This is a genomic window from Delftia sp. NA_296.1, assembly GCF_052692095.1.
In genome coordinates, this window is the sequence record NZ_JBQZGF010000018.1 from 18,262 (window position 1) to 40,486 (window position 22,225).

22 protein-coding genes and 1 tRNA gene are annotated in these 22,225 nt (G+C 68.3%); 11 read left to right on the plus strand and 12 right to left on the minus strand.

Going from position 1 to position 22,225, the window contains the following annotated elements; translation table 11 throughout:
* The first annotated feature begins 64 nt into the window (after positions 1-64).
* A complete protein-coding gene (locus tag ACUTR7_RS28465) occupies positions 65-475 on the plus strand; it encodes a GNAT family N-acetyltransferase (RefSeq protein ID WP_197942654.1) in 411 nt (136 codons plus the stop codon).
* Positions 476-500: 25 nt separating this feature from the next.
* Positions 501-824, plus strand: a complete 324-nt coding sequence (locus tag ACUTR7_RS28470) for a hypothetical protein (protein WP_063327002.1) — start codon at positions 501-503, stop codon at positions 822-824.
* A gap of 120 nt (positions 825-944) precedes the next feature.
* Here the strand turns inward: ACUTR7_RS28470 and ACUTR7_RS28475 are convergent, their stop codons facing one another.
* Positions 945-1,280: a hypothetical protein gene (locus ACUTR7_RS28475; protein WP_249320783.1), complete on the minus strand. Its 336-nt coding sequence runs from the start codon at positions 1,278-1,280 to the stop codon at positions 945-947.
* Between ACUTR7_RS28475 and ACUTR7_RS28480 the strand changes: the two genes are divergently transcribed.
* From ACUTR7_RS28480 to ACUTR7_RS28490, 3 genes are all read left to right on the plus strand, one after another.
* Complete coding sequence (locus ACUTR7_RS28480) at positions 1,216-1,743, plus strand: low molecular weight protein-tyrosine-phosphatase (protein ID WP_445610349.1); 528 nt, start codon at positions 1,216-1,218, stop codon at positions 1,741-1,743. The genes ACUTR7_RS28475 and ACUTR7_RS28480 overlap by 65 nt on opposite strands.
* A gap of 131 nt (positions 1,744-1,874) precedes the next feature.
* Positions 1,875-2,012, plus strand: coding sequence for a hypothetical protein (locus tag ACUTR7_RS28485; RefSeq protein ID WP_445610350.1), 138 nt, complete (start codon positions 1,875-1,877; stop codon positions 2,010-2,012).
* A 269-nt stretch (positions 2,013-2,281) separates the two neighbouring features.
* Positions 2,282-2,959 carry a hypothetical protein gene (locus tag ACUTR7_RS28490; RefSeq protein ID WP_445610351.1) on the plus strand — a complete coding sequence of 226 codons (678 nt, stop codon included), beginning with the start codon at positions 2,282-2,284 and terminating at the stop codon, positions 2,957-2,959.
* Positions 2,960-3,140: 181 nt separating this feature from the next.
* Here ACUTR7_RS28490 and ACUTR7_RS28495 read toward each other — a convergent pair whose 3' ends face one another.
* The 4 genes from ACUTR7_RS28495 to ACUTR7_RS28510 form a co-directional block, all read right to left on the minus strand.
* Positions 3,141-4,979 (minus strand): sensor domain-containing diguanylate cyclase, encoded by a 1,839-nt coding sequence (locus ACUTR7_RS28495; RefSeq protein ID WP_034390955.1) that lies wholly within the window; start codon positions 4,977-4,979, stop codon positions 3,141-3,143.
* Between the two features lie 139 nt (positions 4,980-5,118).
* The gene (locus ACUTR7_RS28500; RefSeq protein ID WP_445610352.1) at positions 5,119-7,161 is read right to left on the minus strand and encodes a TonB-dependent receptor family protein; all 2,043 of its coding nucleotides are present in this window, start codon (positions 7,159-7,161) and stop codon (positions 5,119-5,121) included.
* Positions 7,158-7,823, minus strand: a complete 666-nt coding sequence (locus ACUTR7_RS28505) for an SCO family protein (protein ID WP_445610353.1) — start codon at positions 7,821-7,823, stop codon at positions 7,158-7,160. The genes ACUTR7_RS28500 and ACUTR7_RS28505 overlap by 4 nt, the downstream gene beginning before the upstream one ends.
* Before the next feature lie 124 nt (positions 7,824-7,947).
* The gene (locus ACUTR7_RS28510) at positions 7,948-8,316 is read right to left on the minus strand and encodes a DUF2946 family protein (protein WP_012203922.1); all 369 of its coding nucleotides are present in this window, start codon (positions 8,314-8,316) and stop codon (positions 7,948-7,950) included.
* A gap of 103 nt (positions 8,317-8,419) precedes the next feature.
* Between ACUTR7_RS28510 and ACUTR7_RS28515 the strand changes: the two genes are divergently transcribed.
* Positions 8,420-9,184 carry an alpha/beta fold hydrolase gene (locus ACUTR7_RS28515; RefSeq protein ID WP_180317858.1) on the plus strand — a complete coding sequence of 255 codons (765 nt, stop codon included), beginning with the start codon at positions 8,420-8,422 and terminating at the stop codon, positions 9,182-9,184.
* Positions 9,185-9,257: 73 nt separating this feature from the next.
* On the opposite strand, the gene ACUTR7_RS28520 is transcribed toward ACUTR7_RS28515, so the two are convergent.
* The 3 genes from ACUTR7_RS28520 to ACUTR7_RS28530 are packed head-to-tail and all read right to left on the minus strand — an operon-like array spanning position 9,258 to position 12,736.
* Positions 9,258-10,949 (minus strand): cobaltochelatase CobT-related protein, encoded by a 1,692-nt coding sequence (locus tag ACUTR7_RS28520; RefSeq protein WP_445610354.1) that lies wholly within the window; start codon positions 10,947-10,949, stop codon positions 9,258-9,260.
* Positions 10,939-11,916, minus strand: a complete 978-nt coding sequence (locus ACUTR7_RS28525) for an AAA family ATPase (RefSeq protein ID WP_013803829.1) — start codon at positions 11,914-11,916, stop codon at positions 10,939-10,941. The genes ACUTR7_RS28520 and ACUTR7_RS28525 overlap by 11 nt, the downstream gene beginning before the upstream one ends.
* The gene (locus ACUTR7_RS28530; protein WP_012203918.1) at positions 11,909-12,736 is read right to left on the minus strand and encodes an IclR family transcriptional regulator; all 828 of its coding nucleotides are present in this window, start codon (positions 12,734-12,736) and stop codon (positions 11,909-11,911) included. Before ACUTR7_RS28530 ends, ACUTR7_RS28525 begins: the two co-directional genes overlap by 8 nt.
* A 131-nt stretch (positions 12,737-12,867) precedes the next feature.
* On the opposite strand from ACUTR7_RS28530, the gene xsc reads away from it, so the two are divergent.
* From xsc to ACUTR7_RS28550, 4 genes are all read left to right on the plus strand, one after another.
* Positions 12,868-14,679: a sulfoacetaldehyde acetyltransferase gene (gene xsc / locus ACUTR7_RS28535; RefSeq protein ID WP_065346922.1), complete on the plus strand. Its 1,812-nt coding sequence runs from the start codon at positions 12,868-12,870 to the stop codon at positions 14,677-14,679.
* 200 nt (positions 14,680-14,879) lie between these two features.
* Positions 14,880-15,851: a bifunctional enoyl-CoA hydratase/phosphate acetyltransferase gene (locus ACUTR7_RS28540; protein ID WP_445610355.1), complete on the plus strand. Its 972-nt coding sequence runs from the start codon at positions 14,880-14,882 to the stop codon at positions 15,849-15,851.
* The gene (locus ACUTR7_RS28545; RefSeq protein ID WP_013803832.1) at positions 15,848-16,894 is read left to right on the plus strand and encodes a YeiH family protein; all 1,047 of its coding nucleotides are present in this window, start codon (positions 15,848-15,850) and stop codon (positions 16,892-16,894) included. The genes ACUTR7_RS28540 and ACUTR7_RS28545 overlap by 4 nt, the downstream gene beginning before the upstream one ends.
* A gap of 242 nt (positions 16,895-17,136) precedes the next feature.
* Positions 17,137-17,346: a hypothetical protein gene (locus tag ACUTR7_RS28550; RefSeq protein WP_012203914.1), complete on the plus strand. Its 210-nt coding sequence runs from the start codon at positions 17,137-17,139 to the stop codon at positions 17,344-17,346.
* Between the two features lie 19 nt (positions 17,347-17,365).
* Here ACUTR7_RS28550 and ACUTR7_RS28555 read toward each other — a convergent pair whose 3' ends face one another.
* A complete protein-coding gene (locus ACUTR7_RS28555) occupies positions 17,366-18,259 on the minus strand; it encodes a LysR family transcriptional regulator (RefSeq protein ID WP_071954562.1) in 894 nt (297 codons plus the stop codon).
* A 101-nt stretch (positions 18,260-18,360) separates the two neighbouring features.
* Here ACUTR7_RS28555 and ACUTR7_RS28560 point away from each other — a divergent pair, with 101 nt between their 5' ends.
* On the plus strand, positions 18,361-19,347 hold the full coding sequence (locus ACUTR7_RS28560) for an NAD-dependent epimerase/dehydratase family protein (protein ID WP_445610356.1): 987 nt from the start codon (positions 18,361-18,363) through the stop codon (positions 19,345-19,347).
* Positions 19,348-19,393: 46 nt separating this feature from the next.
* On the opposite strand, the gene ACUTR7_RS28565 is transcribed toward ACUTR7_RS28560, so the two are convergent.
* The 3 genes from ACUTR7_RS28565 to ACUTR7_RS28575 all read right to left on the minus strand — a co-directional run bounded on the left by ACUTR7_RS28565 (position 19,394) and on the right by ACUTR7_RS28575 (position 22,218).
* Positions 19,394-19,470: transfer RNA gene (locus ACUTR7_RS28565), tRNA-Gln, on the minus strand.
* A gap of 76 nt (positions 19,471-19,546) precedes the next feature.
* The gene (locus tag ACUTR7_RS28570; protein ID WP_445610357.1) at positions 19,547-20,557 is read right to left on the minus strand and encodes a CobW family GTP-binding protein; all 1,011 of its coding nucleotides are present in this window, start codon (positions 20,555-20,557) and stop codon (positions 19,547-19,549) included.
* Positions 20,554-22,218, minus strand: coding sequence for an amidohydrolase (locus tag ACUTR7_RS28575; RefSeq protein WP_445610358.1), 1,665 nt, complete (start codon positions 22,216-22,218; stop codon positions 20,554-20,556). Before ACUTR7_RS28575 ends, ACUTR7_RS28570 begins: the two co-directional genes overlap by 4 nt.
* Positions 22,219-22,225 lie beyond the last annotated feature (7 nt).

Genomic DNA, 22,225 nt, shown 5'->3' on the forward strand with positions numbered 1-22,225 from the left:
CAGACGCCTGCCTATGATGGCGCTCTGCCGATCCTCCGATATGCCCCTGGCGCCCTCACCATCCATGAACTACCGCATTGAAGACCACGTCCCCGCCGTCCAGGACTACATCCAGATCCGGCTGGCTGCCGGCCTGAGCCGCAAGTCGCCCGAGGCGGCCGCCATCGGCCTGAAAAACGGCCTGTTCAGCGTGGTCGTCTATGCCGATGCAACGCCGGTTGGCATAGGCCGCGTGATCGGAGACGGCGGCTGCTTCTTCGAAATCGTGGACATCGCTGTCATCCCCGAGCACCAGAAAAAGGGCCTGGGCCACCTCATCATGCAGCGCCTGATGCAGTACATCCACGGCAATGCCCTGCCCACGGCCTATGTCAGCCTCATGGCCGACCACGGCACGCCGAAGTTCTATCGCCGCTATGGGTTCGAACCCTCCCTGCTGCCCAAAAAGGCGGGTATGTCCTTGCGCATTGTTTGACTGCAGAGGCCCGATCAAGACAGAGATGAACAACAAACTGAGAGCAGCGGCAGTGATCGCCGCAGCGTTTTTGGCCGTTGCCTTCCTTGTGCCTGCGCCGAAAAGTGTGCCGCTCACCGAGCGCTATCCCGGTCCGTGGAAAACTGATTTCAGCCGAGACATCGCCATCGCGCTGGGCAAGAACCAAGCTATCGGCTGCGTGCAATTCCAATACCGGGAGAGCCGCCTGGACCCAGGCGAGTACCTTGTGTACTGCAATGATCGGGGCATGTGGAGGTCCTACCTGGTCTGGATCCCGTCGCAGAAGATCACCGGGCCGCACATGATTGATGCATCGATTCCGCCGTGACCGAAGAATCCGCACTGGCGTGCAAGATGGCGCTGCATTGAGTTCAGCCACGTACCATGCCGGCGGCGCGGCACCATGAAATCCGCCCGCAGGGCGCCTGCCCGTGCCCGCCCTGCGGGCTCAGGCGTAGAAGGACAGCAACGCCAGGCACACGATGACCACGATGGCCGCCGTGATGAGCATCACCCTGAAGCCGCCGTCGCTGCTGCGCAGCAACCGCAACTCCAGCAGGGCCGCACCCACCCGGGTCATCCAGAAACAAAGCAGTTCCACCATGGGCGCAGCATAAGCGGCCCGGCAGATCAGGTGCGGGGCGTGGAAAATGCCGGCGAGCGCCTTGGCATCGCAGGCCATCGAGATGTCGTGAAGCCCGTTACCCACAGGGAGGTTTATGGAACAGATTCGGGAACAGTCAGCTGGCAGCAGGCCAGCCACAAAGAGAAAAAGAATCCTCATGGTCTGCACCGGCAACATTTGCCGCAGCCCCACGGCCCACGGCGTGCTTGAAAAAATGGTGGCCGAAGCGGGCCTGGCGGGCCGCATCGAAGTGGACTCCGCAGGCACGCACGGCTACCACGTGGGCGAGGCACCCGACCGCCGCTCCCAGGCCCATGCCGCGCGGCGCGGCTACGACCTTTCGCAGCAGCGCGCGCGGCAACTGCGGGCCGAGGACTTCACGGCATTCGACCAGGTGCTGGTGATGGATGGCGCCAACGAATCTGCAGCGCGCAGGATCTGCCCCGAGTCCGAATGGCACCGCGTGCAGCGGCTGACGGACTTCTGCACCGAGCACACCGCGCGCGAAGTGCCCGACCCCTACTACGGCGGCGACCGGGGTTTCGAAGACGTGCTGGACCTGGTGGAAGACGCCTGCGCGGGGCTGCTGGCCACGCTGGGCATGGCGCCGCGCAAGGGTTGACAAGCCACGGCACCGCTTGCGCATGCGAACCACGGCCAGCCTGGGGCGGGAGTTCAGGATCTTCACTGCGTCCAATGCGCTGGTGTTTCTGGCCCTGGCCGGCGTTTGGCAGCTACATCGGCCTGGCCTACATGGCCTATCTGGCCTATCTGGCCTTTGCCATCGCGCTGCTGTGCGACATCGCATTCAACCAGGCACGCGTGTGTACACGGGCCATCAACGGCCTTGCATCGTCTTTTGGTTCGGCATTCGAGGTCTTGCCTTGTTGAGCCCACGGCCCCACTTGCCCCGGCAACTGCCCCGATCACAGCAGCGGCACGGCCTCCATAGCCCTACCCACCCGCCACCACAATCCGCCCCCTGCCCGCACGCTTGGCCGCGTGGGCACCGAAGGTGCGCGCATGCTGCTGCAATGGATGCGCGCAGAGGCCGGGGAATCGCCAAGCGTGGATCTGGGTTATGAGCTGGTGGTGCGATAAAGCAATTGACTGGCAGATGCCTGGCTATCCATTCGCATATTGAGATAGAGTTCGGCGGCTTGGCCATTCCCGCCCAAGCCCTTCTTCTCCACTGCACCTGCGCAATGGAGATTTTTCATTTCAATCCATCTTCAAAGAACATGAACACCATTGCATTGGGAGGACGCCTGCGGCCGCAAGGCGCAATCCGGACTCGCCGGATCATGGCCGCCTTGATGGCTGCGAGCGCTGTACTGTGTGTGCCGAACGTAGCATCGGCGGCCGAGAACGATGCACTATCTGCCTCTCTGGCTGCATTCGGTGATGCCGCTGCGGCAAGACGCCTGGAGGACCAGATCGCGGATCTTGTGAAAAAGCGCAATCAGGCGGGCATGACCAAGCTGGTGGGGCAGATCGCGCAGAACGATGGGGCTTTCATGGAAAAGATGGACAGCCTGACGCAGGCCAAAAATCGGGTTCCTGATCCTGAAATGACCAGGATTGCCATGGCCCTGGGCCCTTGCCACCATGCCGGTTTTCTTCTCAGGAAAATGGCCTTCACCCTTGCCGATGGTCAGGCAAAGCCCATCATTCGCAATGGGGTGATCATGATTGACGGCACGCACATGGACGATATGTATGCCGAGCAAATGTCGCGCTGTGAAAGGCTGGCCAAGCAGCCCATGCGGAAAATCAAGATAGGTTCCATGTGCTCCGTCAATGGCTCGGGCTGCGACGAGGATCCGGATATGGATTGAAAAAGCAGAGCGCTGAAAAACGAATGCAAGGAAAGAAAAGGCCGGGTCTGCCGCCCGGCCTTTGGTGACCGCCCCGGCGGTGACTTTTGGTTCGGCATTCAAGGCCTTGCCTTGTTGAGCCCACGGCCCCCTCCGCCCAGACAACTGCCGCAATCACAGCGGCGGCATAGCCCCCAAGTCCCTACCCGCCCGCCAGCACAATCCTCCCCTTGCCCGCGCGCTTGGCCGCGTACATGGCCTCGTCGGCGCGCTGCAGGAGCTGGGTGGCATCTTCCCGGGAGGCATTGAGGGCGATGCCCATGCTGGCGCCGACCTGCACGGTGGCGCCGCTGTGCAGTCGGATGGGCTGGCGGATGGAGGCCAGGCAGCGCTGCATGATCTGCCGGGCGTCGTCGGCCGAGGCCAGTTCGTCCAGCAGCAGCACGAACTCGTCTCCGCCCAGGCGGGCGACGCAGTCGGTTTCGCGGGCCTGGGTGGTGAGGCGGCGGGCGATGATGCGCAGCACTTCATCGCCGGCGTCGTGGCCTTCGGTGTCGTTGACTTGCTTGAAGCCGTCCAGGTCCATGAAGCAGACGGCCAGTTGGCCGGGGCCGCTGGCCTGGGCCAGCGCGCGCTGCAGCCGCGCCTGCAGCGCGCGACGGTTGGCCAGGCCAGTCAGCACGTCGTGCAATGCCTGGTGCTGGGCCGCCTGCTCGCCGCGCTTGAGCGCGTCGATGTCCACGAAGACCCATATCGATTCGCCATCGGCCAGGCCTGCGCCGCTCACATCGACCCAGAGCAGGCTGCCATCGCTGGTCTGCAGCTGCATCTGGGCGTGGCATTTGCCGCTGGAGCGCAGTGCGCCATAGGCCAGTTCGCCGGAGCGTTCGTAGGTTTCCTCGTCCGGGTAGAGGATGCGCGCCGAGTGGTCCAGCAGCTCGCCGGCCGGGCGCTTGAGCATGCGCTGCAGGGCCTGGTTGGTCCACAGCAGCCGGCGCTCGCGCAGGCGGGCGATGCCGATGAGGTCGTTGTCCATGAACAGTTCCTGCTGGCGCAGCAGCTCGGCGAGCCGGATGCGCGCCACGCGTTCGCGCTGCTGCAGCAGATAGAGGCTGACCGAGCCCAGCGCGATCAGCGCGATGCTCAGGCCCGTGAGCGCCCAGGCACGCCAGGCCGATGCGCGCCACCCCGCCAGGTAGCTTTCCGTGCCCAGGCCGGTGAAGACGGTCAGCGGATAGCCGGCCAGGCGCTGGTAGGCCGTGATGCGCTCCACGCCATCGAGCAGCGTGGGCGTGATGTACCAGCCAAGCTCCCGGTCATCGGCCAGGGCCCGGTGGTACTCGCCCGAGACTTCCGAGCCGCCGATGCCGGCCATGGGCTGGGGATCGCCGGCCGCGTAGCGGGCCACCAGCAGATCCTTGTCCGAACGCAGCGCAATGGCGCTGTCGGGCCCGAAGGCCTGGCGGCGGAACAGCGACTGGAAATGCTCGGCCGCGACGACCGCGTAGACGATGCCCTGGAAATCCCCGTCGCCGGATTGCAGCCGCCGCGCCAGCACGATGGCCCATTTCTTGAAGGAGTGGCTGACCAGCGGGTCGGAGACCACCATGCGGTCGGTGTTGCGCGCCCGGTCGAAGTAGCCTCGCTCGGCCACGGAAAATGCCGGCTCCTCCTCGTTCGCACTCTGCAGGACCTGGCCATTGGCGTCGGTGACGCGCAGCGCCGTGACGAAGGGAACGAGGGCGCGCTGCTCCTGCAGGATTTCATAGAGGGCCAGCGCCGCCACGTCCGCGCCTTCCAGACTCCGGCTGCGGTAGCGGCCCGCAACGGTGGCCAGGGCGTTGTCCACCAGCCGCATCTCGGCGTTCAGTTCCAGGCTCAGGCTGCGGGCCTGGTTCCGGGTGACGGCCACGCCCAGGTCCAGGTCGGCCTGGTGGTTGGCGCGCAGGCTCAACCAGGTGGCCAGGCCCAGCAGGCCGGCCACCAGCAGGTTGCCGAGCACCAGGCGCCGGAGCACCTTGTCGGAAAGAAGCCTCTTCATGGCGCCGGGTGTCCCTTTCCTACTTGCTGGATGGGCATCGGGGTGGATGGACCGGCCCATTTTTAGCACAAGGCAGGAGCACTCCATGCCAGGTCGCACGCCATGGCAGCGGCGCCTTTCGGCGCTGCGCCCGGCCTGCTCAGGGCATGCGCCAGCTCAGGCCCGCGTACACGGCCCGGCCATCTCCGGGAAAGTAATAGGCACCGTCCACGCCGCGCACATTGGCCTGTACGGCCGTGGTCGCGGCATAGCGCCGGTCGGTCAGGTTGCGGCCTTCGACGAACCAGCTCCAGCCATCGCCCAGCGCCCCGCTCAAGCGCAGGTTGAGCAGCGCATAGCCATCGGAGGCCACGGTGTTGGCATGGTCCACCCAGGTGCGCGAGGGCAGCCACTCCAGGCCGGGCGCGACCGTGACCTGCTGCGTGGCCTTCCACTGCAGCTCGGCCCGCAACAGGTGCGGTGGAATGCCGGCCAGGCGGCGGCGGCCGTAGACGGCGTCGTTGTCAAAGCGCAGGTCGCTGTAGAGGTACTGGGTGCGCAGCGACCAGCGCGGCGCAAGCCGTGCCTGCATGGACAGCTCCAGCCCCTGGTGGATGGTGCGGTCGGCATTGGTGGTGCCCAGGGCCGCGCCGCTGGCGTCGGTCAGCGCCAGCAGTTCGCGGCGCACGCGCGAGTGGTAGATGGCGGCGTCCCAGGCCAGGGCCTCGCCGTGGCCGCGCCAGCCGGCCTCCACCGTGGTTGCGCTTTGCGCGCGCCCCAGCGGCAGCGAAGGCTGGTAGACCAGCTCGCCAATGGGCGGAGCCTCGAAGCTGCCGCTGATGTTGGCGTACCACTGCGACGTGGGCGTGGCCGCGAACAGCAGGCCCAGCTTGGGCGAGGTGTGGCTGAAATCCACGTCGTAGCTGGAGGCGGGCGCCAGCAGATTGTCCTGGCGGCGCTGGGCGCGCACGAACTGCAGGCCGGCCTGCAGCGTCCAGCGGGTGCTCAGGCCATGGCTGTATTCGCCATAGACCACATCCTGCTGCGCCTTCACGCGCGTGCGCCCCGTGGACGCACCGGCCGCGCCGCCCGCATTGGTGTAGCGCCATTCATCGCCATCGAGCTGCGCGCTGGAAAAGCCCAGCACCAGCCTGCGCGTGAGGCCGCCGCCCTGCCCCAGCTCGGCCACCAGGCGCGAGTCCAGGCCCGTGTCGCGCATGTCCTGCTGGACGATGCCCATGGTCATGGGGTGGAAGCGGTCGCGCTGCGCGGCGAACAGCGAGGTGGTCCAGCGCAGGCCTTCGCGCGGCTGCCAGTCCATGCGCAGGGCGCCGCGCGTCTGGCGGTAGTTGTTGCCGGCGTCCTGCGCCACATAGCCGGGCGCGGCCTGGCGCGGATTGGCCAGCATGGCCGCGCGCGTGAGGCTTCCGGGCATTTGCATGTCGGCATCCACATGGGACAGGAAGGCGCGCAGCTCCAGCGTATCGGTGAGCTGCAGGCCCACATTGCCGGACAGGCGCTGCGTGCGCCAGGCCGACTGTTCGCGCCAGCCGTCCTGCTCGCTGCGGCCGATGTTCAGAAGGCCATCCACCCGCTCGCCACGACCCGCCAGCTGGGCCTGGGCCTGCCGCTGGCCGAACGATCCGGCCTGCAGCCGCAGCGATGCGGCAGGCGCCGTCAACCCGGTCGGCGAGACAAAGTTGATCGCGCCGCCCAGGCTGCTGGCGCCGTACTCCAGCGCATTGGCGCCACGCCAGACCTCGACATGCTGGGCCGCCATGGGGTCGATGGACTGGAAGTCCGCCGCGCCATCGGCCTGGTTCAGCGGTATGCCGTCCTGGTACAGCTGTATGCCGCGCATCAGGTAGCCGCGCTGCACGCCCGAGCCCCGGATGGACAGCCGCGTCTCCGGGCCGTGGCGCGTCTGTGCGAGCACGCCCGGCGCGTAGGCCAGTGCATCGGCGGCGGTGCTGGCACGCCCGGCCGCGTAGCTGGCTGCATCGACGACGGCCGTGCCGCCTGCGCGCTGCGACAGCTCATCGCGCGCAGCCTGCACGGCCTGCGCGGCGCGAGCCTCGGGCGTGGCGGCGGCGCCGCGGGCGCGCACCTCCACATCCGCAAGAACAGGTTCTGCCTGGGCCAGGGCGGAGGATGCGGCGCAAAGGCCTGCGGCGCCGGCCAGAGAAAGTGCAAAGCTCTTCATGCAGCCCCCAGGATCTGGCGCAGATCGGCCGCGCAGTCCTGCGCGTCCTGCTCATGGCGGAACGCCACGCGCAGCCGGCCCTCGGGATCGAAGACATAGGTGATGGCCGAGTGGTCCATGGTGTAGGACGCCCCCGTAGGCACCTTCTTGTAGAAGACCTTGAACTCCCTGGCGATCTCGGCCGTCTGCGCCTCGTCACCGCGCAGCGCGACAAAGCCGGGGTCGAAGGCGCCCACATAGGCCTTGAGCACCTGGGCCGTATCGCGCTCGGGATCGATGGTGATGAAGGCCACGGCCAGGCGGGCGCCATCGGCTCCCAGAAGCTCGCGTATTTCCAGCGCGCGCGTCAGCGCCGTGGGGCAGACATCGGGGCATTGGGTGAAGCCGAAAAAGACCATCAGGGCCTGGCCCTTGAAGTCGGCCAGCGTGCGCTCGCGCCCATCGGCATCGCGCAGGCGGAAGTCCCGGCCGTACTGCGCGCCGGTGAGGTCGATGCCCTTGAACGGCACGGTGGCGGGCTTGCAGCCGGCCAGCAGCGCCAGTGCGGCCAGGCCGCCGCCAAGGCAGGCACGGCGAGACAGGGCAACGCAAGCAACGGATGGGAGGGTCGAAGAAAAATCGGCGGCGCGCTGCGGCGCCGCATGGCAATCGGAACGGAACATGGCATCCCTGCATGGAATCTTGGCGAAGCCGCACCGCCAAGGCTGCGCCCGGCCGGTGCGGCAATGTTCTGAGACAGGCCAGCGGCCAGACAGCGCGGGACAGCGCTGCACAGCAGCCGAGAGCTCAGGCGATCAGCAGCAGCAAGGGAGGCCCGCGCGGCGGCAGCGGCGCGCCGACCAGGGAGGCAATGCGGGCAGAGACGATGGGCTGCAGCGCGCGGCCCAGCGGCTGCGGTTGCGCCCAGGAGGGGGAGACATGCGCGGGCGGCGGCGTCACCGCTAGGCACAGCGGGCAGTCCAGCGAATGCTGGGCCGACACCGCCTGCCCTTCTTCACCGTTGACCACGACCAGCTTGACGCTGCCGCCAGCCGTGCAGACCAGCTCCATGGCCTGCGGGTGCACCAGGGGCGATGCAATGGCCAGGCCCAGCGTCAACGCGAACCACGCCATGACCAGGCGGGCCAACGAGACGGAGTTGCGCAGGGCGTGCATGGCTGGGGATTATGGGGCTGAGATGCCGGATATGCGTGGTATCCGTAGCCGCCCGCCCGCATGGGCCATCCCATAATCGCCTTTTCCCCAAGCAGTGACCGCCATGTCGAAACTCCATGTTGTGCAGCAGGGCCAAGGCCCGGCCCTCGTTCTGAGCCACGCGCTCGGTTGTGACCTCCAGATGTGGGACGGCGTTGCCCAGGCGCTGGAAGACCGCTTCACCGTGGTGCGCTACGACCACCGGGGCCACGGCCGCTCGCCCGCCATCGGCGAGGCTTTCGACATGAACGACCTGGCAGACGACGCAGCCGGCGTGATCGAGGCGCTGGGCCAGGGGCCGATGCACTTCGTGGGCCTGTCCATGGGCGGCATGACGGCCCAGGCCCTGGCCGTGCGCCATCCGGCGCTGGTGCGCAGCATCACCATCGCCAATTCGGCCAGCTACTACGACGAGGCCGCGCGCGCAGGCTGGCAGGCGCGCATTGCCACCGTGCACGACCAGGGCGTGGCGGTGATTGCCGACGGCGCCATGCAGCGCTGGTTCACCCCCGAGTTCCGCACCGGGCAGGCGGCCCGCGTGGCCTCCTTGCGCGCTGGGCTGGAGGCTTTGGCGGCCAAGCCCTATGCGGCCGCCTGTGCGGCCGTGGGCGGCATCGATTTTCGCGAGAGCAACCGGCGCATCGCCTGCCCCGCACTGCTCATTGCGGGCAGTCGCGATGAGGCCACGCCGCCTGCCCTGTCCGAGGACATGCAGGCGCAGATTCCGGGCGCGCAGCTGGTGTCGCTGCCCGCCGCGCATTTGAGTGCCGTGGAAATGCCCGTGGAGTTTGCGCAGTTGGTGAGCGACTTTGTCGCGCAGGTCCGCTAGATCTGCAGTCCCAGCCGGGCGGGATGGGGACTGAGCGAAGTCGCTATCGCGGAGGGCATCACGGCCGTCGACATCACGGCCGACAGATCAACTCCGCCACGTCCATCAGCAGGGCTTCATCGATCTGCTCGCGCAGGTCCACCGCCAGCCTGCGCCGGTAGAACACGCCCAGGTCCAGCCCCACGCCCAGCGCGCGGATCTGCACGTCGCCCGCGCGCTCGTGCCGGGCGATGACCTGGCGCAGGTGCTGGTCCAGGTAGTGCTCGTCATTGGCCTGGTGCGTGGCCGTGTCCATGGGGCAGCCGTCCGAGATGACGAGCAGGATGCGGCGCTGCGCGGGCCGCGCCAGCAGCCGCTCGCAGGCCCATTCCACGGCCTCGCCGTCCACGCCCTCGCGAAAGAGGTCGGGCCTGCGCAGCGCGGCAATGCCGTGGCGGGCGTGGCGCCAGGGTTTGGCGGCGTCCTTGAAGACGATGTGCAGCCGCTCGTTGAGCCGGCCCGGGATGTGGGGCTGGCCCGCACGCTGCCAGTCGCGGCGGGCGCGGCCGCCGTTCCAGGCCTGGGTGGAAAAGCCCAGCACGTCCACCGGCACGCCGGCCATGGACAGCGCGCGGCCCAGCAGGTCCACCAGCAGGGACAGCGGGCGCGCATGCGCCTTCATCGAGCCCGAGCAGTCCAGCAGGAGGGCCACGGCCGCATCGCTGACGGGGCGCGGCAGCTCGTTCCTGAAGATGGCGCGCTGCTGCGGATCGCTGACCAGTTGCGCCAGCCGGCTTGCATCCAGGTGGCCATCCTCCAGGCCGAACTGCCAGCCGTCGTGGCGCGGCACGGCCAGGCGCTGCTGCAGGTGGCGGGCCAGCCGGCCCGCGTGCAAGCCGCTGCGCGCCAGTTCGTCATCCATCTGCCCGCGGAACTCGGCCAGTTGCGCTGCGCGGATCAGCTCGGCCGCCTGCGCCTCGCGGTCATAGGCGCGCGTGAACACGCGGTAGCTGTGGGCCGAGCCGGCCCAGGCGCGGCTGTCGCCGCTGAGCGCCACGGGCGGCGCATCCAGGCTTTGCGATTCAAAGTGCAGCGGCAGCGCGAAGCTGCCCCGCCGGCGCGGCCCGCCAGCGCCGCGCGGCGCCTCTTCCTGGGCTGACCGCACGGCCTGCCCCACCCAGCGGCTGATGGCCAGGGCCGGCGCAATGAAGGCCTGCTGGTCCTGCCGGTGGCGGCGCAGCAGGGCCCACTGCGCACCCAGTTGCGCGGACAGGCCGGCGCGCGTGGCCTCGGCCAGGTCGGCCAGGGCATCGGGCGGCTCATGGCCGCTCAGGCGGCTCCAGGCGGTCAGCGCCACGGTGAACAGCAGGATGCCCAGGCTGCTTTCGGTCAGGCCCGAATCGGCAAAGGCCTGGCTCCAGTGCACAAAGCGCGCATGCAGGTTGGCGCGTGCGCCGGGCCATTCCTCGGGCGCCAGGCTTTCCACGCGCAACTGCTCCAGCAGTTCGAACACCAGCCGCTCCACCGGGTCGCTGGGCAGGTGGCGCGCGTGCAGCGCGGCATCGCTCAGGCGCAGGCGCAAACTGGCGCCGTCGAGCAGGCCGCGCTGGTCGGCCAATCGGGCCGGCACATCGGATTGGTGGGCCGCTGCCAGCACCACGGGCGCCGTGCCCCGGTACAGCGTCTGCCCGCTCCATTGCAGCGAGGCGTCGCCCGCCATGGCGCGCAGCAGCGCGCCGCCCCAGGCCTCCATGCGCGCCAGCGAGGGGGATGCCTCAGCAGGCATGGGCGGGCTCGTCGCGCAGCGCCAGTTCCTGGCCGAAGCAGCGCTGGAAGTACTCGGCCACGATGGCCCGCTCGGCCGGCTCGCACTTGTTGAGGAAGGACAGCTCGAAGGCCAGCCGCAGGTCGTGGAAGATCTGCGCGTTCTCGGCCCAGGTGATGACGGTGCGCGGCGACATCAGCAGTGACAGGTCGCCCACGGCAAAGCCCTTGCGCGTGAGCGCAGCCAGCGCCACCATGGCGGCCACCTGCTCGCGCCCCTGCGGCGTGGCCAACTGCGGCACGCGCGCCAGCACGATGGCTGCTTCCTCGGCAGGCGCCAGGTAGTCCAGGCTGGTGACCAGGTTCCAGCGGTCGAGCTGGGCGTGGTTGAGCATCTGCGTGCCGTGGTACAGGCCGCTGAGGTTGCCCTGGCCCAGAGTGTTCATGGTGGCGAAGAGGCGGAACTGCGCATGCGGCTGGAGCACGCGCTTTTGGTCCAGCAGGGTGAAGCTGCCCTCGCGTTCGAGCACGCGCTGGATGACGAACATCACATCGGGCCGGCCCGCGTCGTATTCATCGAAGACCAGGGCCACGGGCCGCTGCAGCGCCCAGGGCAGGATGCCTTCCTGGAACTGCGTGACCTGGCGGCCCTCCTGCAGCACGATGGCGTCCTTGCCCACCAGGTCCAGCCGGCTGATGTGGCCGTCGAGGTTGACGCGCACGCAGGGCCAGTTCAGCCGCGCCGCCACCTGCTCGATATGGGTGGACTTGCCCGTGCCGTGCAGCCCCTGGATGACCACGCGCCGGTTGTGTGCAAAGCCGGCCAGGATGGCCAGCGTGGCCTGCGGGTTGAAGCGGTAGGCCGGGTCCACGGCCGGCACATGCTCGCTGCGCTCGGCAAAGGCCGGCACCTGCATGTCGGTGTCCAGGCCGAAGGTCTCGCGCACGCCAAGCGTGCGCGTGGGATGCATCAGGGTCAGCTCAGTCATCGTCAGGGGCTCCCGGGGGGACTTCGTCGTTGATGCGCGCAATCGCCTCGGCCGCCGCGCGCAGTTGGGGAAGAAAGGACAGCGCCCGCTCGCGCGTGAAACGCATGATGGGCGCCTGCACGGCCAGCCCCATGTTCGAGGGGCCGCCCTGGATGGAGGGCACGAGCACGCCCAGGCACAGCAGGCCGGGCAGGAATTCCTCGTTGTCGAAGGCATGGCCCTGGGCGCGCACCTGGTCCAGTTCGGCGTCCAGCGCGTCAAAGGCCGTCAGCGTGTTGGCCGTGAAGCCTTCCAGCGGCACGGCCGACAGCAGCCGCCTGCGCTGCGCAGGCGCCATCTGGCTCAGGAACAGCTTGCCCGTGGCCGAGCAATGGGCCGGCACGCGCGAGCCCGGGTGCAGATAAAAGCGCAGCGGCGCGGGCGTCTCCACCCGGTCCAGGTAGAGCACCTCGCTGCCCGAGAAGGCGGTGATGTTGCAGCTCTCGCCGATGTCGCGCACCAGTTGCGCCAGCACCGCATGGCGTGCGCCGTGCGTGGTGTTGTTGAGCAGCACGCTCTCGGCCAGCCGCATCAGGCGCCGGCCCGTGCCGTAGTGCCGGCCATTGCCCTCGCGCTGCAGGATGCCCGCTCCCTCGAGCTGCTGGAGCATGCGGTGCATGGTGGGCTTGGGCAGGCCTGTCTCCTCGACCATGGTCTGCAGCGTGAAGGGCTCGTTCTTCTGGGCAATGGCCTCCAGCAGGGCGAACAGCCGCAGGTTGGGCGTGTCGCCATCGATACGGGCAGGGATGGGGTCACGGGTGTTCATGGTGTTGGTCATCATATGTTTTTCAATTTTTCGAGTCAATTTGTTCCGAAAAAAGAAATTTGTTTGACATCCAGGCGAAGTCGGTCCTAGACTTGCGCCGTAATTTCTTTTTTCGGAACATTAAGTTCCATTTTTAAGGAGACAACATGACTGCAGCCAACAATCGTACGGTGGTCGAAGGCGTCCAGAAGATGACCCCTTCCGAAGCCTTTGTGGAGACCTGCGTGGCCAACGGCGTCACGGAGATGTTCGGCATCATGGGCTCGGCCTTCATGGATGCCATGGACATCTTCGCGCCCGCCGGCATCCGCCTGATCCCCGTGGTGCACGAGCAGGGCGCCGCCCACATGGCCGACGGCTATGCGCGCGTCTCGGGCCGCCACGGCGTGGTGATCGGCCAGAACGGCCCCGGCATCAGCAACTGCGTGACCGCCATCGCCGCCGCCTACTGGGCCCACAGCCCCGTGGTCATGATCACGCCCGAGACCGGCACCATGGGCATGGGCCTGGGAGGCTTCCAGGAAGCCAACCAGCTGCCCATGTTCCAGGAGTTCACCAAGTACCAGGGCCATGTCTGCAACCCCAAGCGCATGGCCGAGTTCACGGCCCGCTGCTTCGACCGCGCCATCTCCGAGATGGGTCCCACCCAGCTGAACATTCCGCGCGACTATTTCTACGGCGAAGTGCAGTGCGAAATCCCCAAGCCCATGCGCGTGGAGCGCGGCTCGGGCGGCGAAAACAGCCTGCAGGCCGCCACGGAACTGCTGGCCACGGCCAAGTTTCCCGTGATCCTGGCCGGCGGCGGCGTGGTCATGGGCGATGCGGTCGAGGAATGCAGGCAGCTGGCCGAGCGCCTGGGCGCACCCGTGGTCACGGGCTATCTGCGCAATGACGCCTTCCCCGCCAAGCACCCGCTGTGGGCCGGCCCGCTGGGCTACCAGGGCTCCAAGGCCGCGATGAAGCTCATCGCCCAGGCCGACGTGGTGATCGCGCTGGGCTCGCGCATGGGCCCCTTCGGCACCCTGCCCCAGCACGGCATGGACTACTGGCCCAAGAACGCCAAGATCATCCAGGTCGAGGCCGACCACACCAACCTGGGCCTGGTCAAGAAGATCTCGGTGGGCATCCACGGCGACGCCAAGGCCGTGGCACGCGAGCTGGGCCGCCGCCTGCAGGGCCAGACCCTGGCCTGCGACGCCACCAAGGCCGCGCGCGCCGACACCATCGCCACCGAGAAGGCCGCATGGGAGAAGGAGCTGGACGAGTGGACGCATGAGCGCGACCCCTACAGCCTGGACATGATCGAAGAGGCCAAGGGCGAGCGCACGCCCACGGGCGGCCAGTACCTGCACCCGCGCCAGGTGCTGCGCGAGCTGGAGAAGGCCATGCCGCCGCGCGTGATGGTCTCCACCGACATCGGCAACATCAACTCCGTGGCCAACAGCTACCTGCGCTTCGACGAGCCGCGCAGCTTCTTCGCGCCCATGAGCTTCGGCAACTGCGGCTATGCCCTGCCCACCATCATCGGTGCCAAGTGCGCAGCGCCCGACCGTCCGGCCATCGCCTACGCCGGCGACGGCGCCTGGGGCATGAGCATGGTGGAGATCATGACCGCCGTGCGCCATGACATTCCCGTCACGGCCGTGGTCTTCCACAACCGCCAGTGGGGCGCGGAGAAGAAGAACCAGGTGGACTTCTACAACCGCCGCTTCGTGGCCGGCGAGCTGGAAAGCGAGAGCTTCGCGGCCATTGCCAGCGCCATGGGCGCCGAGAGCATCGTGGTCGACCAGATCGAGGACGTGGGCCCGGCGCTGCAAAAGGCCATCGACCTGCAGATGAACCATGGCAAGACCTGCGTGATCGAGGTGATGTGCACGCGCGAACTGGGCGACCCGTTCCGCCGCGATGCGCTGGCCAAGCCCGTGCGCTTCCTCGAAAAGTACAAAGACTTCGTCTGACGCCGTCTGATACCCCCTGAGGCGCTGCGCGCCTTCCCCCTGAAAGGGGGACGACAGCCTCGCGGCGGGGCGGCCCTTGCTCGCTGTCTCGCGCCTGGGCCGCGCCGGTTGCGCAGGCTGCGCTTACGGCCCGGGGCCTTGCCCCCCGGGCTTCTCCACGCACAACGCGGGTTTCCAGCCTTGCAGCCAGGAGTTCTCCCATGCCCCCACTTTCACTCGCCGTGGCCGCCGATGATGCGCCCGCCACGCCCCGTCCCCATCTCCAGCACTTGCTCGACCAGGCCAAGGCGCAAGGCCCCATTCCGGTGGCCGTCGCCTATCCCTGTGATGCGGGCTCGCTGCAGGCCGCCATGCAGGCCGCGCAGGCGGGCCTGATCACGCCGCTGCTGGTGGGCCCCGAGGCACGCATCCGGGCATCGGCCCAGTCGGCCGGGCTGGATCTGGCGGGCGCGTCCATCCATTCCACCGCCGACGATCCGCGCGCGGCGGCGGCCCAGGCGGCGGCGCTGTGCGGCAGCGGCCAGGCCCGCGCACTGATGAAGGGCAGCCTGCACAGTGACGAGTTGCTGGGCGCTGCCGTGGCGCGCGAGGCCGGCCTGCGCGGCAGCCGCCGCGCCAGCCATGTGTTCGTGATGGACCTGCCGGGCTTCGAGCGCCCGCTGCTGATGACCGACTGCGTGGTCAACATCTTCCCCACGCTGATGGACAAGCGCGACATTGCGCAGAACGCCATCGACCTGGCCCGTGCCATCGGCATCGCCCGGCCGCGCGTGGCCGTGCTCTCGGCGGTGGAGACGGTCAACCCCGCCATTCCCGGCACCATCGACGCGGCCGCGCTGTGCAAGATGGCCGACCGGGGGCAGATCAGCGGCGCCATCCTCGACGGGCCGCTGGCCTACGACAACGCCATCTCGCTGCGCTCGGCGCATCACAAGGGCATCGTCTCCGATGTGGCCGGCCAGCCCGACGTGCTGCTGGTGCCCAGCCTGGAGGCCGGCAACATGATCTACAAGCAGCTGGTCTACATGGCCGATGCCGAGTGCGCGGGCCTGGTGCTGGGCATGCGCGTGCCCATCGTGCTGACCAGCCGTTCGGACTCGGTGGCCAGCCGCATCGCGTCCTGCGCGCTGGCCGTGCTGGCCGATGCGGCGGGCGGCAAGGAGCAGCCATGAGCCAGGTTCAAGCCCCGTTGGCAGCACAGCCGCCCGTGCCGCGCATGCTGCAATGGCTGAAGCTCCTGCCCGGCACGGGCCTGTCGGGCGTGATTGCGCTGGCAGCCACCTTCGTCTCCACGCTGCACGGCGGGCCGCAGCTGCTGTTCGCGCTGTTCTTCGGCGTGGCCTTCCACTTCCTGAGCCAGGACGCGCGCGCCAAGCCGGGCATCGAGTTCTGTGCACGCGGCGTGCTGCGCCTTGGCGTGGGCCTGCTGGGCGCGCGCATCACGGCCACGCAGATCGCGGGCCTGGGCTGGACCACGGCGCTGATCGTCATCGCGGCCGTGGTCACCACGCTGCTGTGCGGCACGCTGCTGGGCCGGCGCCTGGGCCTGACGCGGCCGCAGGGCGTGCTGTCGGGCGGCGCGGTGGCCATCTGCGGCGCCTCGGCGGCGCTGGCCATCTCGTCGGTGCTGCCGCGCGACAAGGACAGCGACCGCTTCACGCTCACCGTGGTGGTCACGGTCACCGTGCTGTCCACGGCCGCCATGGTGCTGTACCCGCTGGTGGCGCGCGCACTGCACCTGCCGCCCGAGCTGGCGGGCCTGTTCATCGGCGGCACCATCCACGATGTGGCCCAGGTGGTGGGCGCGGGCTACACCATCGACCAGGCCACCGGGGACTACGCCACCATCGTCAAGCTGTTCCGCGTGTCCATGCTGGCCGTGGTGGTGGTCATGGTCTCGGCCCTGTTCAAGCGCCAGCGCGAGGCTGCGGCCGAGCAGCACCACGGCAAGAAGCCGGGCCTGGTGCCCTGGTTCCTGTGGGTGTTCGTCGCGCTGGTGGCCATCAACTCGCTGGGCTGGGTGCCGCCGGGCCTGCAGCACCAGTTGAGCGACCTGTCGCGCAACTGCCTGGTGCTGGCCATTGCGGCCCTGGGCCTGAAGACCTCGTTCCAGCAACTGGCCCAGGCCGGCTGGCGGCCTTTTGCACTGCTGGTGGTGGAGACGCTGTGGATGGCGGCCTTCGTGCTGATCGCCATCGAGTTCGAGATGCGGTGAGCCCAGGCGCAACACGGCAGTTTTCCAGGGCCCGCCATGCGCGGGCCCTTTTCATTTCTCATGGAACCGGCGCATTTGATGTTCACGCAGCGAGGTGATACATTTGCACACAATTTTTTGACGCACATCAACGCCCGACACGAGCCGTGAACGTTCTTCGCAAGCAAGCCGGCAGATTCCGCAGACGCACTGCCATCCAGGTCCTCGCCCTCCTGCGCAGGCAACAACCCCTGCAAGCTGCCTTGCTGCGGCTGCTTCCGTGCCTGCTGCTGCTGGCCGGCTGCGCCGTGCTGCTGGACTCCCTGGTGCCCATCCCGCTGTGGGCCGTCGCCGGTCTGACCGGGGTCATGGCGGGCTACATCGCCCACAACTGCCAGGCGTTTGTTGCATCCCAGCGCAGGAAATCCATGCTGCGCCATCTCGCGCGCTGCTGCCTGCTGCACGCCCAATGAAACACAGGCGTCCGGGTCGTCAGGCACCGCTGCTGGCATAGGCCGTCAGCGCCTGCGCGACCGCCTTGAAGACCACGGCGCAGCGCTCGCTCTTGCGCAGGTCCTCATGCATGGCCACCCAGGTATCGAGCTTCCATGAGAATGCCTGCGGCAGCACCCGCACCAGGCCCGCGTCCCTGGCCGCCAGCGCCGACTGGCAGATGCCGATGCCAAAGCCAGCGCGGATGGCGCCCAGTTGTGCCAGGTCGCTGTCCGAGCTCAGCGCCATGGCCTCGCGCGTGAACATCGGAAACTGCTGCTGAAACCTGCGGATGAAGGCGTTCTCATGGTCGAAGCCGATCAGCGAATGCCCGGCCAGCTCCTGCAGCGAAGCCGGCACGCCATGCCTGGCCAGATAGCTCTCATGGGCATGCAGCCCCAGTTCGATGGCGCCGATATGGCGAGCCACCAGCGCCTCCTGCTGCGGCCGGAACATGCGCACGGCCACATCGGCCTCGCGGCGCAGCAGGTCATCGACCGCGTTGGACAGCACCAGTTCAATGCGCAATTCAGGATGGGCCGCGCGCAATTGCGCCAGCACGGGCGGCAGCAGCTCCACGCCCACGACCTCGCTGGCCGTCAGGCGCACCGTGCCGCGCACGCCCGCGCCATGGCTGGCCGCCACGCGGCGCAGCGCGGCAGCCGTCGCGGCCATGCTGGCCGCATAGGGCTGCAATTCATAGGCCGCCTCGGTGGGTGCGAAGCCATCGGACGAACGGGTGAACAGTTGCAGGCCCAGCGCCGACTCCAGCCCGTCGATGTGCCGGCCCACGGTTGGCTGCGCCAAGCCCATGGCCCGGCCTGCCGCTGACAGCGACCCGGACTCCAGCACCTGCAAAAAGCTGCGATACCACTCCCAATGGGGTTCCGACATCACTGATCCATTCATTTATGCATGGACACCAGAAGATTCTAGGCAATTTTCCTTTTGCAGCGTGTTGCGGACACTGGCATGGTCAACACAGGACCCGCACCATGCCATCCATTGCACTTTTCGGCGCCGCAGGCGCCATCGGCCAGAGCCTGGCCGCCGCGCTCAGACAACAGGGCCGCGCCTATCGCGTGGTCGGCCGCAACGCAGCCAGCCTGCGCCAGACCTTCGGCGCCGATCCCCTGGCCGAGATCGCCACCTGGACCCCGGATGTCGCCGGCTCCATCGAGGCTGCCGCCCACGGCGTGGACACGCTGATCTACCTGGTGGGCGTGAACTACTGGCAGTTTGAATTGCATCCCGAACTGATGCGCAAGACGCTGGAAGGCGCCATTTCCGCGGGCGTGCGCCGCATCGTGCTGATCGGCACCGTCTATCCCTACGGAAAGGCCCGCACCCTGCCCGTGGCGGAAGACCATCCGCGCGATCCCCATACCTTCAAGGGCCGCATGCGCAAAGCCCAGGAGGACCTGCTGCTGCAAGCCCATGCACAGGGCCACATCGAGGCCACCGTGCTGCGCCTGCCCGACTTCTACGGCCCCGGAGTGCACAACAGCCTGCTGCACGGCGCCTTCGAGGCGGCGGCCCACGGCGGCCGGGCCGACATGATCGGCCCGCTGGACAGGCCGCACGAGTTTGTCTATGTGCCTGATGTGGGCCCCGTCGTGGCGCGCCTCATCGACACACCGCAGGCATTCGGCAGGGTCTGGCACCTGGCTGGCGCGGGGGCGACCACGCAGCGCGACATCGTCTCGGAGATCGAACGCCTGAGCGGCAGGCCGTTGAAACTGCGCATCGCGGGCAAGACCGCGCTGCGCCTGGCCGGCCTGTTCAGCCCCTTGATGCGCGAACTGGCCGAGATGCACTACCTGCTGACCGATCCGCTGATCATGGACGACTCGGCCCTGCACGCCCTGCTGGGCCCCATTGCCAAGACCCCCTACGCCCAGGGCATACGCGCCACGCTGGATGCCGCCAGGGCGGGCGCGGGTTCAGGTGCGCGCTCCAGCCCGCAGCAGGCCACGGCCTGAAAACAAAAAAGCCCTGACAGCAGAACTGTCAGGGCTTTTGTCTATCTGGCAGGGGAGGAAGGACTCGAACCCTCGCATGCCGGAATCAAAATCCGGTGCCTTTACCAACTTGGCGACTCCCCTAGAAGACGTAAATTCTAATACGTTTTTTTGGGCCGAAATCCAAAATTCAGAAAATTTGGTCCAAAACGTTCTTCAATCATTCCGGCGCCAACGCGGCATCCAGCTGGCCACGAATCGCCTGCTGCCCCGCCGCCGTGAAGCAGCCAATGAAGACAAAGGCGGACCCGGCCACCTGCGCCGCGCCCAGATCCGCCACGCGCAGCCGGCCTCCCACCACATGGATTTCTTGCAAAGGCTGCTGCCCCCGCAGCCGCACGATGCCCTTGGCCCGCAGCAGCGGCACCGACAGGGCGCGCAGTGCCTGCCTGAGGCGCTGCTTGTCGAATTGCCGGTGCGTGGTGTACGAGAAACTGGTGATTCCTGCCATCCCGGCGAGACCTGCCGAGCCATCCACGGCCCTCTTCCAGGCGCCACCTTCACCCGCAAGCGCACCCAGCAGGCGCTGCGGGTGCTGCGGTTGGCGTGGCAGGGGCACAGCGTCCAGGAAGACGGCCAGGGGAATCTCGCCGCCCTGTGCGGTCAGCACCATGGTGTGCGGGGCGATCTCGGCCAGGCGCTGCCTTGCCTTGCCGATCATCGGCGCGCTGGCCAGGTCGGTCTTGGTCAGCACCAGCGCCGTCGCGCCGGCGATCTGGCGGCGGACCATGTCGCCGACCAGCGGGTCGCACAGTTGCTCATCGACGTCCTGGACATCCACCGCCACCAGGATGGCGTTGAGCTGCAGCGCGGGGTCGAGCATGCCGACCTGGGCGATGCGCACGGGGTCGGAGACGCCGCTGGCCTCGATGACCAGCAGGTCCGGACGGTCGGGCCGCGCGCCCACGGCGGCCAGGGCCTCGGCCAGCCGCCCGCCGATGGAGCAGCAGATGCAGCCGTTTTCCAGCTGCAGCACGTCGCTGCTGCGTGTGCGGATCAGGGCGGCGTCGATGTTGATCTCGCCGAAGTCGTTGACCAGCACGGCCACGCGCAGGCCATCGGCGCGCTCCAGCAGCCGGTTGAGCAAGGTGGTCTTGCCCGCGCCCAGGTAGCCGCCCACGACGACCATGGGAATGGGCGCCCGCTGCGCCGCGGCGGCCGGCGTGCTCATGGCTGGGACCCGGGCGCGGGGAAGATGCGGCCGCCCAGCACGGTGCCCCAGACCTTCACGTCCTTGAGCGTCGCTGGCGCCACCGCGCGGGGATCGTCCTCCAGCACGGCGAAGTCCGCCAGCTTGCCGGGCTCGATGCTGCCCACGCGCTGCTCCAGCTTGAGGGTGCGGGCCGCGCCCATGGTGATGGCGTGCAAGGCATCGTCCACCGACAGGCGCTCGGCCTCGCCCAGCACGCGGCCTGAAGCGGTTTCGCGCTGCACGGCGCACCAGGCGGTGAACAAGGGGTTGATGGGGGTGATGGGTGCATCGGAGTGCATGGAAAAGTCCATGCCCAGGCGCCGTGCCGTGCCCGCCGCATTCATGCGCGACGCCCACTCGATACCCACGGTCTGCCCGGCGTGCGCATCGCCCCAGTAATAGAGATGGTTGGAGAAGAAGTTGACGCACATTCCCAGGCGCGCGGCCCGCTGCAGCTGGGCGCTGCTGGCCAGCTGGCAGTGCTGCAGGGTGTGGCGATGGTCGGCGCGCGGGTGCCTGGCCAGCAGGTCCTCGATCACATCCAGCACCACCTCGGTGGCCTCGTCTCCGTTGGTGTGGATGTGTAGTTGCAGCCCGGCCAGGTGGAAGGGCTCGAACAGCGCGGGCAGCTGCGACGGCGGAATCAGCCACAGGCCGTTGGGCTGCCCGCCGGCGTAGCCAGGAGCGCGCAGGCGCGCGGTGAAGCCCTGGATGGAGCCATCCACGATGAACTTGACGGGGCCGAACTGCAGCTTGTCGCTGGCCGACGATGCGGCAGCGGCGTGCACGCGCGCGGTGCCGCCTTCCGGGTTGCGCTGCGGCGCAAAGGCCGGGACGATGCGCAGCGGATAGGCCGCGTCGCCCGTCACTTCGCGCAGCGCGGCCAGGCCCTGGGGCGAGAGATCGCTGACCAGGTCGGTGGCCGTGGTCACGCCCGCGAGCTGGGCCACGCGGCCGAACTTCCAGATCGCCTCGCGCTGCTCGGCAGCGGCCAGCGACAGCGCGCTGCCGATCACCTTCTGTACCGGATACATGGCGGCGAACTCCTGCAGCTCGCCCGTGGGCTGGCCCTCGGCGTCCTTGTGGATGCCGTCGATATCGGTGTCCTCGTCGATGCCGGCCAGCGCCAGCATGGCCGAGTTCACATTCATCAGGTGCACGCTGGCGTGCAGGATGACGATGGGCCGCGTGCGCGAGACGCGGTCCAGCTCGCGCACCGACAGCCGGCTGCTGCCAAAGAGGATGGGATCGAACCCCCAGGCCAGCAGCGTGGCCTGCGCGTCGGGCAGGGCACGCTCGGCCTCGGCCAGGCGGGCCAGCACGGCGTCCAGCGTGCGCAGGCCGGGCCACAGCCGCCCGTCGGGATCGCGGCGGTCAAAGTAGCCCAGGTAGACCGCATCCCACATGGCGCCTTCCATCAGGTGGCTGTGGGCCTCGATCAGGCCGGGCATGAGCACCTTGCCGCGCAGGTGGTCGATGCGCTCGGCATCGGGCCAGGCGGCCATGTCGGCCTCCCCGCCCACCGCCAGCACCGTGCTGCCCCGCACGGCCACATGGGTGGCCTGTGGCTGGGCCGGGTTCATGGTGAGGATGGTGCGCGCCGCGAAGATGCGCACGCGCTCGCTGGTTTCGTGGTTCATGGGGATG

Excerpts from the sequence above, each read along its gene's own strand:
- ACUTR7_RS28545 (WP_013803832.1), top strand. The coding sequence starts at position 15,848 with ATGAGCCAGGTTCAAGCCCCGTTGGCAGCACAGCCGCCCGTGCCGCGC.
- ACUTR7_RS28540 (WP_445610355.1), top strand. The coding sequence starts at position 14,880 with ATGCCCCCACTTTCACTCGCCGTGGCCGCCGATGATGCGCCCGCCACG.
- ACUTR7_RS28500 (WP_445610352.1), bottom strand. The coding sequence starts at position 7,161 with ATGAAGAGCTTTGCACTTTCTCTGGCCGGCGCCGCAGGCCTTTGCGCC.
- ACUTR7_RS28505 (WP_445610353.1), bottom strand. The coding sequence starts at position 7,823 with ATGTTCCGTTCCGATTGCCATGCGGCGCCGCAGCGCGCCGCCGATTTT.
- xsc (WP_065346922.1), top strand. The coding sequence starts at position 12,868 with ATGACTGCAGCCAACAATCGTACGGTGGTCGAAGGCGTCCAGAAGATG.
- ACUTR7_RS28575 (WP_445610358.1), bottom strand. The coding sequence starts at position 22,218 with ATGAACCACGAAACCAGCGAGCGCGTGCGCATCTTCGCGGCGCGCACC.
- ACUTR7_RS28570 (WP_445610357.1), bottom strand. The coding sequence starts at position 20,557 with ATGAGCACGCCGGCCGCCGCGGCGCAGCGGGCGCCCATTCCCATGGTC.
- ACUTR7_RS28555 (WP_071954562.1), bottom strand. The coding sequence starts at position 18,259 with ATGTCGGAACCCCATTGGGAGTGGTATCGCAGCTTTTTGCAGGTGCTG.
- ACUTR7_RS28480 (WP_445610349.1), top strand. The coding sequence starts at position 1,216 with ATGGAACAGATTCGGGAACAGTCAGCTGGCAGCAGGCCAGCCACAAAG.
- ACUTR7_RS28465 (WP_197942654.1), top strand. The coding sequence starts at position 65 with ATGAACTACCGCATTGAAGACCACGTCCCCGCCGTCCAGGACTACATC.
- ACUTR7_RS28525 (WP_013803829.1), bottom strand. The coding sequence starts at position 11,916 with ATGACTGAGCTGACCCTGATGCATCCCACGCGCACGCTTGGCGTGCGC.
- ACUTR7_RS28520 (WP_445610354.1), bottom strand. The coding sequence starts at position 10,949 with ATGCCTGCTGAGGCATCCCCCTCGCTGGCGCGCATGGAGGCCTGGGGC.
- ACUTR7_RS28510 (WP_012203922.1), bottom strand. The coding sequence starts at position 8,316 with ATGCACGCCCTGCGCAACTCCGTCTCGTTGGCCCGCCTGGTCATGGCG.
- ACUTR7_RS28470 (WP_063327002.1), top strand. The coding sequence starts at position 501 with ATGAACAACAAACTGAGAGCAGCGGCAGTGATCGCCGCAGCGTTTTTG.
- ACUTR7_RS28530 (WP_012203918.1), bottom strand. The coding sequence starts at position 12,736 with ATGATGACCAACACCATGAACACCCGTGACCCCATCCCTGCCCGTATC.
- ACUTR7_RS28485 (WP_445610350.1), top strand. The coding sequence starts at position 1,875 with ATGGCCTATCTGGCCTATCTGGCCTTTGCCATCGCGCTGCTGTGCGAC.
- ACUTR7_RS28515 (WP_180317858.1), top strand. The coding sequence starts at position 8,420 with ATGTCGAAACTCCATGTTGTGCAGCAGGGCCAAGGCCCGGCCCTCGTT.
- ACUTR7_RS28475 (WP_249320783.1), bottom strand. The coding sequence starts at position 1,280 with ATGAGGATTCTTTTTCTCTTTGTGGCTGGCCTGCTGCCAGCTGACTGT.
- ACUTR7_RS28495 (WP_034390955.1), bottom strand. The coding sequence starts at position 4,979 with ATGAAGAGGCTTCTTTCCGACAAGGTGCTCCGGCGCCTGGTGCTCGGC.
- ACUTR7_RS28560 (WP_445610356.1), top strand. The coding sequence starts at position 18,361 with ATGCCATCCATTGCACTTTTCGGCGCCGCAGGCGCCATCGGCCAGAGC.